Source organism: Aestuariispira ectoiniformans (genome assembly GCF_025136295.1).
GTDB classification, from domain to species: Bacteria; Pseudomonadota; Alphaproteobacteria; order UBA8366; family Aestuariispiraceae; genus Aestuariispira_A; species Aestuariispira_A ectoiniformans.
In genome coordinates this window covers 2401702-2414874 of record NZ_CP062788.1, presented here as the reverse complement: position 1 = coordinate 2414874, position 13173 = coordinate 2401702, and the positions used below count along the sequence as shown (strand labels likewise).

At 56.8% G+C, this 13173-nt stretch carries 13 protein-coding genes; 5 read left to right on the top strand and 8 right to left on the bottom strand.

What is annotated here, in order from left to right:
* Window positions 1–23: 23 nt before the first annotated feature.
* On the bottom strand, window positions 24–470 hold the full coding sequence (locus IF205_RS11210; RefSeq protein WP_259779456.1) for a host attachment protein: 447 nt from the start codon (window positions 468–470) through the stop codon (window positions 24–26).
* A 149-nt stretch (window positions 471–619) separates the two neighbouring features.
* On the opposite strand from IF205_RS11210, the gene IF205_RS11205 reads away from it, so the two are divergent.
* Together IF205_RS11205 and IF205_RS11200 are read left to right on the top strand one after the other, a co-directional pair.
* A complete protein-coding gene (locus tag IF205_RS11205; protein WP_259779455.1) occupies window positions 620–1258 on the top strand; it encodes a phosphoribosyltransferase in 639 nt (212 codons plus the stop codon).
* Window positions 1259–1380: 122 nt separating this feature from the next.
* Window positions 1381–2211 (top strand): universal stress protein, encoded by an 831-nt coding sequence (locus IF205_RS11200; RefSeq protein WP_259779454.1) that lies wholly within the window; start codon window positions 1381–1383, stop codon window positions 2209–2211.
* An 84-nt stretch (window positions 2212–2295) separates the two neighbouring features.
* Here the strand turns inward: IF205_RS11200 and phbB are convergent, their stop codons facing one another.
* The 5 genes from phbB to IF205_RS11175 form a co-directional block, all read right to left on the bottom strand.
* Window positions 2296–3039: an acetoacetyl-CoA reductase gene (gene phbB, locus IF205_RS11195; protein ID WP_259779453.1), complete on the bottom strand. Its 744-nt coding sequence runs from the start codon at window positions 3037–3039 to the stop codon at window positions 2296–2298.
* Between the two features lie 178 nt (window positions 3040–3217).
* A complete protein-coding gene (locus IF205_RS11190) occupies window positions 3218–4285 on the bottom strand; it encodes an AbrB family protein (protein WP_259779452.1) in 1068 nt (355 codons plus the stop codon).
* Between the two features lie 97 nt (window positions 4286–4382).
* The gene (locus IF205_RS11185) at window positions 4383–5420 is read right to left on the bottom strand and encodes an ABC transporter substrate-binding protein (protein ID WP_259779451.1); all 1038 of its coding nucleotides are present in this window, start codon (window positions 5418–5420) and stop codon (window positions 4383–4385) included.
* On the bottom strand, window positions 5417–6844 hold the full coding sequence (locus IF205_RS11180) for a sensor histidine kinase (protein WP_259779450.1): 1428 nt from the start codon (window positions 6842–6844) through the stop codon (window positions 5417–5419). Before IF205_RS11180 ends, IF205_RS11185 begins: the two co-directional genes overlap by 4 nt.
* Window positions 6828–7499: a response regulator transcription factor gene (locus tag IF205_RS11175; RefSeq protein WP_259779449.1), complete on the bottom strand. Its 672-nt coding sequence runs from the start codon at window positions 7497–7499 to the stop codon at window positions 6828–6830. The genes IF205_RS11180 and IF205_RS11175 overlap by 17 nt, the downstream gene beginning before the upstream one ends.
* A 202-nt stretch (window positions 7500–7701) precedes the next feature.
* Here IF205_RS11175 and IF205_RS11170 point away from each other — a divergent pair, with 202 nt between their 5' ends.
* The 3 genes from IF205_RS11170 (at window position 7702) to IF205_RS11160 (ending at window position 10716) form a co-directional block, all read left to right on the top strand.
* On the top strand, window positions 7702–8679 hold the full coding sequence (locus IF205_RS11170) for a Bug family tripartite tricarboxylate transporter substrate binding protein (RefSeq protein WP_259779448.1): 978 nt from the start codon (window positions 7702–7704) through the stop codon (window positions 8677–8679).
* Window positions 8680–8753: 74 nt separating this feature from the next.
* Window positions 8754–9194 carry a tripartite tricarboxylate transporter TctB family protein gene (locus IF205_RS11165; protein ID WP_259779447.1) on the top strand — a complete coding sequence of 147 codons (441 nt, stop codon included), beginning with the start codon at window positions 8754–8756 and terminating at the stop codon, window positions 9192–9194.
* A gap of 10 nt (window positions 9195–9204) precedes the next feature.
* Window positions 9205–10716: a tripartite tricarboxylate transporter permease gene (locus IF205_RS11160; protein WP_259779446.1), complete on the top strand. Its 1512-nt coding sequence runs from the start codon at window positions 9205–9207 to the stop codon at window positions 10714–10716.
* Window positions 10717–10796: 80 nt separating this feature from the next.
* Here the strand turns inward: IF205_RS11160 and IF205_RS11155 are convergent, their stop codons facing one another.
* Both IF205_RS11155 and IF205_RS11150 read right to left on the bottom strand, forming a co-directional pair.
* A complete protein-coding gene (locus IF205_RS11155) occupies window positions 10797–12644 on the bottom strand; it encodes a PHA/PHB synthase family protein (protein ID WP_259779445.1) in 1848 nt (615 codons plus the stop codon).
* 114 nt (window positions 12645–12758) lie between these two features.
* Window positions 12759–13160 carry a phasin family protein gene (locus IF205_RS11150; protein ID WP_259779444.1) on the bottom strand — a complete coding sequence of 134 codons (402 nt, stop codon included), beginning with the start codon at window positions 13158–13160 and terminating at the stop codon, window positions 12759–12761.
* Window positions 13161–13173 lie beyond the last annotated feature (13 nt).

Genomic DNA, 13173 nt, shown 5'->3' with positions numbered 1-13173 from the left:
GAAGCCCTTTGAGGCCGTGAAAATCAGGTTTCGATGAAATCGGACAGATGCCCTGGCAAATCGGCAACAGCAACCTTGGTCAGATCCTTATTCATTTCCGACGTCACCATCCGTGCGAGTTCGGCGGACATATGCGATCGAAGATCCCCCAACATCCTTGGCGGAGCCACAACCATCAACGCATCAAAGGTACCAGCCTTGCGTTTTTTGTCCAACAATTCAGCAAGTTCGGCGGCAAAAACATCCTGCTGGTGGCGATGCGGGTCGGTTGGTTCTTCCTTCGCATGGCGACCGGCGCCGCCACTGTCATAGGTCCGGCCCGGCTTGTCCGACGCAATCTCCCGACTGGGCCTGTTATCGGTTTCCAGTTCCTCGACAACTGCCAGGTCATGAAAGCGAAGCCGGTCCTTTGCGGAAAGAATGCGCGCCCGAGCCCCGTCTGCAACAACGATCCAATTGGTGCTAGCCATAAGACCATCTCTCTTGTTCAGCTATGTCATTTAATACGTTATCATAACATGGCAGCGGAGATTGAGGGTTAATCTGAATCATACACTGACGCTGACATCTCCTGTTGCCGCCCCCTGATCCCTGGCAGGAAACATTAAGGAAAACCAGGATGACTTTTCGCAACCGAATTGAAGCCGGCCGCCGGTTGGCCGACCCTCTGCAGGACTATTCCGGAAAGCCGGACATTCTGCTTCTGGCACTGCCCCGGGGCGGCGTGCCGGTTGCCGCCGAAGTTGCAAAAACCCTCGACCTGCCGATGGACCTCATGCTTGTGCGCAAGCTTGGCCTTCCCGGCCATAGGGAACTGGCAATGGGCGCTATCGCGCTTGGCGACGTCAGGGTCCTGAACGATAGCGTGATTGTTTCTTCCGGCGTCAGCGAGGAAACCCTCGATCAGGTGACAAGCGAGGAAAAGGCCGAACTGGACCGACGAAATACCCTGTACCGGGGGGAGAACCGCCCACCGGCCATCAAGGACAAGACGATTATCCTGATTGACGATGGCGTGGCCACCGGCGCAACGATGAAGGCCGCCATCGCAGCGACAAAACAGGCCGGGGCAAAAGAAACAGTTGCCGCGATCCCGGTCGCCCCCGCCGAGACCTGTGACGAACTACAGAGGATCGCGGACCGGGTGGTCTGTCTGGCAACCCCTTACCCGTTTTTCGGCGTCGGACAATGGTATGACGACTTCTCTCAGACCAGCGACGGGGAAGTGCAGGACCTGATGAAACCATTTCTGAACTAAGAAGGCGGCCAGCGGCAACAACACCCACAGCAGTAATCCATATCAATGCTGTTAGGTGACAAAGCATTATAATCAACGGCAATTCATGGAATGACCGGTTTCAGGAGGCAGGAGACCATATCATGTTGAAGAGTTTGTTGGTTGCAATCGACGAGACCAAGGGAAGCCAGGTCGCACAGGACCTGTCCATTGCATTGGCAAAACGCCTGGGCGCCAGTATCAAAGGCCTTGCCGTATTGGACAAACCCTGGATCGAAGCTCCCCGGGCCCGACCGATCGGAACCGGTTATTATCACGAACATCGCGTTGCCTCGCTGCGTAAATCCATGAGCCGGAAACTTCACGATCTGGTGGATAGCTTCGACGATCAATGCGAGACAGCAAAGGTGTCCTTCGAGCTTATTGAAAAGATCGGCGCACCGGTCGGAACAATAGAAGAAGAGGCACAGGGCAACGACCTGATCGTCGTGGGCAAGGACACGACCTTCCACTTTGCAGGCCACAACAGTCCGTCGGATACGGTCGTGCGGCTCATCCGGGACGATCCGCGCCCCATTATACTGACGTCTTCCCATCCCCCCGCGGCCGGTGGCGGCGTCCTGATCGCCTATGACGGAAGCCTGAGCGCATCGCACGCCTTGCATATGTTCGTTCTGTTGGGGTTGGCAAAAAAACAGAATGTCACCCTGCTATGCGTCGACAAGAATGAGGAAGAAGCCAAAAGACATGCGGCACATGCCAGTGCCCTGTTGAGCAGCCATGGCATCACGGCAACGGTCGCCTGTGAAGTAACACGCGGCGCACCGGCCAGTGTGATCCTGGACTACAGCAGTGACAAATCAATGGTGGTCATGGGGGCCTTTAGCAATACCCATCTCAGGGATTACTTCTTCGGTTCTACGACGCAAAAGCTTCTGGAGAAATGCCTGGCCCCTTTGTTTGTGCATCATTGACGACAGACCCAATCCGGCCCTCGCTGGAGGCAGAGCTTTTCGGCAATTCGCCCTCTGCCCCAACCGACGGGCCGGTTTAGGTCATCACGCCATATACTGACCACCATTAAGGCTGAAGGTCGCGCCCGTCACAAAGCCTGCATCTTCTGAAGCCAGAAAGCGTACCGCACGCGCAATCTCGTCAGGGTGGCCGAGGCGACCAACGGGAATCTGCTCAATGATCTGCGCCCTGACCTTCTCAGGCACGGCGGATACCATGTCGGTTTCCGTATATCCGGGGGCCACGGCATGAACCTTCACGCCGCAATGCGCCGTCTCGAGGGCAAGCGCCTTCGTAAATCCCAGGATACCGGCTTTGGCTGCAGCGTAATTGGTCTGGCCGAACTGGCCCTTCTGCCCATTGATCGAGGATATATTCACGATACGGCCATAACGGCGATCCCGCATCCCTTCAATGACATTGCGGCACATGTTGAAACAGGAATTCAGGTTTGTATGGATGACCGCGGACCATTGTTCCTGTTGCATCTTATGGAGCGTCGCATCCGCGGTGATCCCTGCGTTGTTTACGAGAATATCAATGGGTCCATGGTGCTCCTCGACTGTTTTCACCCCCTTGGCGCAAGCATCGAAATCACCGACATCCCATTTATAGACGCCGGTGATACCGCTTGTCCTGGCAAAGGCCTGCGCCGCATGATCATTGCTGTGGTAAGTGGCGATCACAGTCATTCCTGCCTGTAACAGGGCGCGGCTGACAGCCTCCCCGATGCCCCGTGTTCCGCCCGTCACCAAAGCAACGCGTTGATTTTTATCCTGCATCATCATCTCTCCAGAACCTTGATCGACCACCACAGCACGCAGCCTCGTTGCTGGTGTTTTTCCTGGCCGATGGAAACAAAGCGAACGTCAATATCCGTTCGCCTGCCCCTTATGGAGAAACGATGCTCCCGCTTCACTAACATGCATTAAGGAAGAAGCCCGATTTTTCCCAGGCTTCTCTGGATCAGTCCCCTTGTCTGGCCGGGGCCTGACGAAGCCAGCGCGAAAGCAGGGGCGCCAGCAGCAAAATAACGAAAATCCGTACGACATGATGGAAGGCCACGAAACTGGGCTCCACATTCAGTGCCACCGCAATCAGGGACATTTCCGCAACCCCGCCCGGCGCAAAGGCCAAAAGGACCGACATATAATCGAACCCCAACAGTGACGACAGGATGGCTGCGACAACTGCAGTGACGGCAAAGATCAAAACGATAGCCAGCATGGCAAATCCCGACAGGCGTATCAGGACACCTCGCGGAATTCCGGAGAAACGGCTTCCGATTGCAGACCCGAGGACCAGCAACGTCACTGCCAGCAGCCATTCCGGCAGGGCGCCCTGAACCACGCCTGAAATATATAGGCCACCCGTGACAAACATCGCACCGGTCATTTCCGCCGCAGGCATGCCGATGCGCCGGGCGATCAGGATGCCCGCGATCACAGCGACGACGATGATGGCTGCGTCAGCCAATGATATGAGCTGCACCACCTCCGCCTCTGCGGTTGGCGCATCAAGGAAATTGAAGACCATCAACGGCGTGGAAAAGACCAGCACCATCACGCGCAGGCTTTGCGTCACGGCGATTTTCTGCTCGTCTCCACCAGCAGCACCACCCAGCACGACCATGGGCGTCAACCCGCCCGGTGTCGCGGAAAACACCGCCGTCGCACGGTCCATCCCGGCAACCTTCAGATAGAAAAAGGCGGTAATGGCCGTCATCAAAGGCACATAGATCACGACGGCGGCCATCGAGAACGGCCATTCAACCATATAATGCAATGTTTCCGGCCCGAATGAAGACCCCAGATATACGCCAAGCACCCCCAGCATTGTCGCACGCAGGCGCATGGGAACCGCAACAGGCAGCCGACGCATGCTTGCCACGAAAGTTGCCAGCATGGACCCGAGCATCCATCCCAGGGGAACGTGCAGGAAATGGGCGATAACACCGCCACTGCCTCCCACGGCAAGCGCCAGTGCCAGTTTCAGCAGCATGTCCCGGTTGAGATATTTTTCGAATTTTTCCATGCTGCTACCCTTCCCATACAACAAAGCTTGCGTAGATTACTGATTTTTTATCTTGTCCAACGTTCCGGGTGCCGTTGATGCTCCCCCGAAAGGCGGATTATTGATTGGGTGGACCGGCCATTGTGGTGCGCCAGTCTTTCAGAAACTGTTCTTTTTTCATTTTATCCAGATAACCCAGAAGCCCCGGGCCAAGCCGGATCGGAAGCAGCGGCTTACCAGAAGTCAATGCGACGATCCCCGGTGCCGTTCTTTGTTCCTGCCGAATGGCAATCAGGGCAGACCCTTCCGCAATTTTCCTCTGCCCGCGCGATGACAGCAGATAATTGATAAAAGCCTTGGCATCATCCTTGTTTTCCGACCTTTTCGGGATGAAGGCCGTGCGGGTCATCACCAGCGCATAATCCTCAAGCAGATAAATCCCGAGGCGTTTGTCACGCTGGGTTCGCTCCAGGGCATAGGACCCCATGACGTTGTAGCCGAACACGAGACTTCCGTCGGCCACCGCATCGAATATCTTGTATGAACAGCAATAGGTCTTCGCATGTGCCCGCCCCAGCGATTCCACAAGCCTCGGAAACTGATAGCCTCGCCGCGCGTCCTGGGCGGCAAAAAGGAAACCGACACCGGACTGTGCGATATCATAAGTACCAATGCGCCCATTATAGAAAGCCGGATCATCCCTGATTGCCCCGGCAAGCTGTGACCGCGTTCGTGGCAGACGACGCCCCTGAAAGGCAGCGCGGTTGTATACCACGGCGACCGGTTCGAAGGTGAAGCCATAAAGCTCGTTACGCCACTGCGCCCAATCCGGCGGTGCGTCCATGGCGGGTGTGAAGCGCTGTGCCAGCCCGCGGTTGACCAGATCCACCTGAAGATCCATCGCCGAACTGATCACGACATCAACAGGCGCGGATGTATCCTCAAGAATTGCCGTGTGAAGTTCGCTGGTGTTGAACTCCACATAGTCCACGGTCAGGTCAGGATGGGCCTTCTCGAAACCATCAATAACGGGTTGGATCGCGGCCGTGTCCGTTGCACTGAAAATATGCAGGACCTCTGCCTGAACATCCCCGACGGGCCAACCGGCAAGGGTCAGGCAGGCAAGAATCCGGGCCATTGTCGTCAGCCGTCTCACACCTGATCTCCCTTGATCTCACCAACAGGCAGAACCATTTGCACCCGAAGCCCGCCGCCAGACGCCCTTGAAAGGGACAGCGTTCCCTCATGCCCTTCGACGACGGCTTTCACTATGGCAAGTCCGATGCCGCTCTCTCCTTTTCCCCCGATTGTATAGAAACGCTTCAGAACGTTGTCGTATTCTTCCGGGGCAACACCCGGACCGTTATCTTCCACCGCAATAGCAATGGCAGGGTTCCCCGCAACCAGTTGATCACTCAGTTCAATCCGCACAAGTCCACCGGATGCGCCGTGTTTCCTGGCGTTATCAATCACATTGCGCAGCGCCTCACGCAGGGCGATTGCATCACCGGCCACCACCATGTCGCCTGCCCGTGCCTCATCCATATGGAACTCATAATCCATGCGGGAATCGACATCATCCCGGATGATTTCCTCCAGCGCCGTTTTGACAAGCGCCTCGATATCGACACGGTCCCGCAATTGGCTGTCGGCACGGTGGATTACCATGGCGTGGGACAACAACTGATTGGTCAGCCTGATAGTGCGCCCCACCTGATCGGATGCTTTTTCCAGACGCGCGGCGGCAAGTTTCGGGTCTTTCTGTTCGGCTGCAAGTTCAAGTTGTCCACGCAGGGAAGACAGGGACGTCCGCAACTGATGGGCAACATCGGCAATGAAGGTCTGGGCATTGTCTTTGCTGGTTTCCAACCGGCGCATGAAGGCGTTGATCGTGCCGATCAGACTTTCCACCTCGCGCGGCGGCGTCGCTTTCAGGGGCGCGAGGTCGCTGGGCTCGCGATTGCGGATATCCGCCTCGATCCCCGACAGGGGACGCAGGGCCAGATTAATCCCGATGCGCACGAAGATCAGGCCGATCACCGCAAGGGCTGTCAGCCCCAACAGGCCATTGGAAAAGAGGTCCCGTTGCATTTCATCGCGGGCGGCACGCGTCTGGCCGATCTGCACATTGATCCACTGCGGTGCTTTCGGCCCGGGTATCTGCCGTCCGCGCAGGATAAAACGAACGGTCTCTCCACTGTAGTCGGCATCGTAGAACTGGCTATCCGGGTTTTTGCCCCCTCGTCTGGGTAAAGGCAGATCGGACCGGCCCGTCAGCGTCTGACCATTTCCCGTGAATATCCGATAGAAGACACGATCCTCACGGGCAAGCCCCAGAATTTCCAGTGCCGACGGCGGAAAATCAATTGCAACGCCTTCCGGCGTCATGGAAATGCGTTCCAGAACGGCAATGGATGCCCCGTCCAGCAACAGGTCATATGTGCTGTTGGCGGCATTGCGGGCATAGCCCCATAGGCCTACGGATACGACCGACAAGATAATGATGAACCCCACCATCATGGCGACCATGAGCCGCCGCCGCAGGGAATATGCGGTTCCTCCCTTAGTCGTCCCGTGCATTGGCAATATATCCAAGGCCGCGAATTGTCCTGATGGTCAGCGGCGAGCCCTTCAATTTCCGACGCAGGCGGGTGACCGCCTGTTCCACCGCGTTCAGACTGGGGGCCTCATCAAACCTGTAGATTTTGTCGGCAACTTCTTCCTTGGACAGCACCTTCCCGAGACTGCCCAGAAAAGCTTCCAGCAATTGAATCTCGCGCTGACGCAGTTCCAGATCAACACCGTCCACGGTTGCGCGTTTTGCTCCCCGGTCATACTGCAGGTTCCCGCAAAGGAAATTGTTGCTGGCCTCTCCCGCCCGCCTGCGCACCAGGGCGCGGCAACGCGCAGCCAGTTCGCCATAGTCAAACGGCTTTACAAGATAATCGTCGGCCCCGGTATCAAGGCCGATGATACGGTCATCAATTTCCGAACGCGCGGTCAGGACCAGAACCGGCGTGGCATCCCCACGCGCCCGCATGGTGCGCAGAACGTCATATCCGCTCATCCCCGGCAGGTTGATATCCAGAATGATGATATCGAAACGGCTGTGCCGCAAAAGCTGCTCTGCCTGGCTGCCGTCGACCTCATGGTCCATGGCGTGGCCATCGGCACGAAACCGATCCACAATCATCTCCGCCAGGTCGTTGTTATCTTCCACAAGAAGCATGCGCATAGCCTCTTCATACTCCTTTGCCCCGGCCTCTTTAAGAAAAAACGGCGTAACGACACCCGAGTCAGCATCAGGTCAGCTTCGGGTCAATCTCTGGTCAGTTCGCTTGCTTAATAACAGGCTGAGGTGTTTCGTCGGCAATAAATCCAAAAACAGAGACCGGCGAGCATGAACGTCAGCTTGAGCCTGATTATGGGAGGATATAATGAAAATCTCACGGACCGTTGGGTCTATCGCTACCGCTACGCTTGCCATTTTTCTGACAACCGCCGCCTTCGCAGCGGACATTGAAAAACCGGAATGCATCGCCCCCGCCAAACCCGGCGGCGGTTTTGACCTGACCTGCCGCGTTGCACAGGCGGGCCTGAAAGAAGAAATGTCGAAACCGGTACAGGTCAGCTTCATGCCCGGCGGCATCGGTGCTGTTGCAATCAACCTGTTCAACACCACCCGCACGGATGATGAAAACGCTATCGTTGCTTTCTCTTCCGGTTCCCTGTTGAACATCGCCACCGGCAAATATGGCCAGTGGACGGAAAATGACGTTCGCTGGCTGGCCACCGCCGGTGCGGACTACGGCGCAATCGTCGTAAAAGCCGACAGCAAATACAAATCCCTGGATGATGTGATGAAGGCCGCTGAAAGCGATACCGGCTCCGTCATCTTTGGCGCTGGTGGTTCCGTCGGCTCCCAGGACTGGATGAAAGCCGCTCTGGTTTTGAAATCCAAAGGCCTGGATCCGAAGGCCATGCGCTATGTCGCCTTTGATGGCGGCGGCGAGGCTATTGCCGCCCTGCTGGGTGGCAGCATTGATGTCTACACCGGCGACGTTGCAGAAATGGCATCCCACATTGGTGCAGGCACCATGCGCATTCTGGCTGTTATGTCCCCGGAACGCCTTCCCGCCCCCTTCGCTGACATTCCGACGACCAAGGAACTCGGCTACAACGCGGAATGGGTGATCATGCGTGGCTATTACATGGGCAAAAACGTCTCCGACGAAGCCTATGATGCCTGGGTCAAAGCCTTCAAAGAGGCCTACAAGACCGAAGCCTTCGCCAAGGTTCAGAAAGAAAAAGGCCTGCTGCCGCTGAACATGGCTGGCAAAGAACTGTCCGACTCGATCAAGGGCCGCGTCCAGAATATGCGCGAAATCGCCCGCGAAGCCGGTCTCATCAACTAATCAATAATAGGGTATGATGGGCGGATCCTTGCATCCGCCCATAACCCATAACCAGATTTCCACGGGAGGAAGCCATGGCTGACCGGATTTTCGCCGGCATGCTGCTTGTGGTCGCAACTATTTACACCGTCATGGCATTCACAGTCATTAAAGCGCCGTTTCAATACGACCCGCTTGGCCCTGAATCCTGGCCCCGCCTTGTCGGCGTCCTGACAATCATCTGTTGCGGCATCATTCTTCTTCGCCCCGACGTCCGCACCCTGCAGGCAAGCGGCAAGACAATTGGCCGACTGGCCGCCCTTGTAGGAATGCTCGCCGCCTATGCATGGCTCTACCAGCCGTTGGGCTTCATTTTGTCAACCTGGCTGTTCTGTCTGGCACTGTCCTTGATGTTGCGGGCCAGTCTGAAGGCGGCCGTCCTGTTTGGCGCAATTGCAGGCGTTGTCGGCTACCTGGTTTGTACGGTCCTTCTGGACCTGAACCTGCCTGCCGGTCTGCTTGAGTTTATTTTGTGAGGTTTTAGTTATGGATGCCGTCGTACAGGGATTACTGCAGGGCTTTTCCGTCACCCTCCTGCCATTCAACCTTTTCCTGGTTCTGGGCGGATGCTTTGCCGGAACCTTGATCGGCGCCCTGCCGGGCATCGGTCCCATCAACGGTGTGGCAATCCTGCTGCCCATCGCCTACAGCCTCGGTCTGCCGCCTGAATCGGCGCTGATCCTGCTGGCCGGGATTTACTATGGTGCAGAATATGGCGGACGTATTTCGTCAATTCTTCTGAACGTGCCCGGCGATGCAGGCGCAGTCATGACCACATTGGACGGCAACCCGATGGCCAAACGGGGTGAAGCCGGACGTGCGCTGTCGCTTTCCGCCGTCGCCTCCTTTATCGGTGGCACATTCGCGGTTGTCCTGATGACATTGTTCGGCCCCCTGCTCGCCTCCTATGCCGTTACATTCTCGCCCTCCGACTATGTGGCGCTGATGGTATTCGCCTTTGCATGCCTGGCCTCGCTCGTCGGCAAGAATGCCTTCAAGACGCTGCTGGCGGCGCTGATCGGGCTTATGCTGTCATCCATCGGCATTGATGCCAATACCGGCGTTGCGCGCTATACCTTCGGGATTCCCGACCTGCTTGCCGGTATCGACTTCCTTGTGGTCGTGATCGGGTTGTTCGGCATGGCAGAGTTGATCCATCTGGTGGAACAGCAGGTCAGCGGCCGCCTCAAGACCCTGGCAATCGACAAGAGCTTTGTCTCGATGAAGGACCTGTTCGACGTCAAATGGACCATTCTGCGGTCGTCGATCATCGGGTTTTTCATCGGTATCCTGCCGGGTACCGGCGCATCGGTTGCCTCCGCCGTGGCCTATGGCTCTGAAAAACGCATTCTGCCGGATTCCGACAAATTCGGTACAGGCGATCCGCGTGGGCTTGCCGCGCCGGAAGCCGCCAACAATGCTGCCGCCGGTGGGGCAATGGTTCCGATGCTGACTCTGGGCATTCCCGGTTCCGGCACAACGGCCATTCTTCTGGGCGCGTTGTTGATGTTCAACGTAACGCCGGGCCCGCTGATGTTTGAGCAACGGCCCGAGATCGCCTGGGGGCTGATTGCCTCAATGTATGTAGGCAACCTGGCACTGCTGTTTATCAACCTGCCGATGGTTGGCCTCTTTGCCCGTTTGCTGACGATCCCGCATAAATACCTGACGCCGATGATCGCCGTGCTTGCCTTCATCGGGGTCTATTCCGTCGTCGGCAATCCGCATGACCTCTATATGACGGTCCTGCTCGGGATATTGGGTTGGGTCCTGCGCAAGCTTGAGTTCTCTCTTGCACCGGTGATCCTGGGATTTGTTCTCGGCCCCCTTCTGGAAGACAACCTGCGCCGGGCGCTGTCGATTTCTGCGGGGGATTGGAGCATCCTGTTCGAATCCGTCGACAGTATCGCCTTCTATGGCCTGACCGTGGTTATCGTCGCCGTACCCGCCATCCTTGGCAGGCGGCGCAAGGCCCGGGAGGCAACCTCCCAGGCCTGATCAAACCGGCATTGTTCCCTTCTTCCTCTCCCCCCCTGCTGCAACCTCCGCACAGGGGGGCTTTTTATGCGCCCCCCGTCCTACTGTTCGAGAACGTATTTCCCAGGGGCAGGTCGGATTGATGCATGCCCCTTCATGTCAGGCGGGGCGACTTTACCGCCGCCGTTTTCCGACAACCATTTTTCCCATTCCGGCCACCAGGACCCCGTCACGGTAGGCAGACGGTCCATCAGGGTTTCCGGCTCTTCATAACGGTCGTCTCCCTGGCAGGTCACTACCCTGTAATGCCGCCTGGGATGGTTCGGTTCGGACACGATCCCGGCATTGTGCCCGCCGCTGGTCAGCAGGAAAGTGCATTCCGTATTGGCATGAAGAATGAATTTGTGAACGGACCGCCAGGGGGCAACATGGTCTCTTTCCGTCGCCACCAGGAATACGGGCACGCTGATATCGGACAGGGTGATGGGCTTTCCATCCACATGATAGCGGTTTTCGACAAGGTCATTGTGAAGGAAAAGCTCGCTCAGATATTCCGAATGCATACGATAGGGCATGCGCGTCAAATCGGCGTTCCAGGCCATGAGATCATTCATAGGGCGGCGTTCCCCCATCAGATATTCATGGATCAGCCGCGACCAGATCAGGTCGTTCGATCGCAGCATCTGAAATGCCCCGGCCATCTGACGGGTATCGAGAAAGCCCTGCTCCCACATCATGTCGTTCAGGAAGGCAAGCTGCTTGGTGCTGATAAATAATAACAGTTCGCCCGCCTCCTCAAAATCCACCTGCGTTGCAAGAAAAGTCAGCGACGCCAACCTGTCGTCCTTGTCCCGCGCCATGGCTGCCGCCACAATCGCCAACAGGGTTCCTCCCAGGCAATACCCCACCGCCTGGACCTTCCGGTCAGGCATGATGTCACTGATGGTATCCAGTGCCGACAGCGGCCCCATCCGGGCATAGTCGTCCATGCCCAGATCACGGTCCTCTGACCCCGGATTTTTCCAGGAAATCATGAAGACCGTATGCCCCTTTTCAACCAGATAGCGCACCAGAGAATTCTCCGGCGACAGGTCAAGAATGTAATATTTCATGATCCAGGCCGGCACGATCAGGACCGGGTTGGCGTCGACTTTCGGTGTTGCCGGGGTGTATTGGATAAGTTCAATCAGGTCATTCTCGTAGACCACCTCGCCCGGCGTCACGGCCACCGTTTCCCCAACACGGTATTTTTCCGCACCGACCGGTGGACTTCCTGATACCTGCCTCTGCCAGTCTTCCAGAAAATTCTGGTACCCCTGAACAAGGTTCATGCCGCCGGACTGGATGGTTGCGTTCAGAACCTCCGGATTGGTCGCAACGAAATTGGATGGCGCGATCATGTCCAGTATCTGGCGGGCCGCAAATTCAGCGGCGCGTTCGTTTGCCGGAGTCACACCCGGAATGCCGGTCGTTGCGTTGTGCCACCACTGCTGGGACAGCAGAAAAGCCTGCGACATCAGGTTAAACGGCGGCTTCTTCCACTCATCATTGGTGAAGCGATGGTCCTGTTCGAGCGGGGTAATGCATTCCGGACAACCGCCCCCCATGGCAACACGCCCCGAATAGCCTGCAAAACGCAGGAATTTACGGAAGGCCTTGTCATAAAGCTGAAGTTGTTTACCTGGTGCGAAAGCCAGCCCACCAGCCCAATCCAGATAGGCCGCGGTCAACGCCTGAGGAGACAAACCGAAGGTAAAACGGGCAATCCCGGCGTGGTATGCCCGGTCCGTCAATTCAAACAGCGCGCGCGACGAATAGGAGTCCGGTTCCCAATGGCCGTAACGTTCAGCCCATCTGCGATAGGTCTCTTCCAGATCCGCGCGATCAACCTGTTCTCTATCTGTATGGGAGGACGCTTGCTTGTCTTGCCGTCGGTCTGCTTCAGCCATGATAACCGGCTCTCCTGCTCAGCACGGATTCCAGCCAACCCGGACATCCCTCGAACCGGGACTGTAACAGCACTTTGTTACGGCACATTAACCTAAGTCAAAGCGGGAAAAAGATCATTCTGTTGGCGAGGCTTTCTCATCGGCCTCAGACGCCATATCCTTGGTCGCCTGTGTCGCCACCTTCGCCGCATCACTGAACAGCGACTGGCTGATCGCCATCATCTGGTTCATTTCTTTCAGATAGTCCTCACTGGTCTGCTTCAGCCATTTCTGCTGAACGGTGACCAAATCCTGCCAATCATCGCAGTGGGCACAATCGGAATAGAGCTTGGCATCGGCCTCCACACGCCGCCCGATAAATCCTGCGACCTCCGCAGGCATTGTCTGCAGGCTTTTGGCGAAAAGTTGGCTGGAACGGATCATCGCCGATGACATGGGGCCGTTGAAGGCCGCCATTGGCGCAAATGCCGCAATATCGCCAAACTCATATGTCGGCGTTTGGGCTTTCTTTTTCATCTCTCGCGTCTCC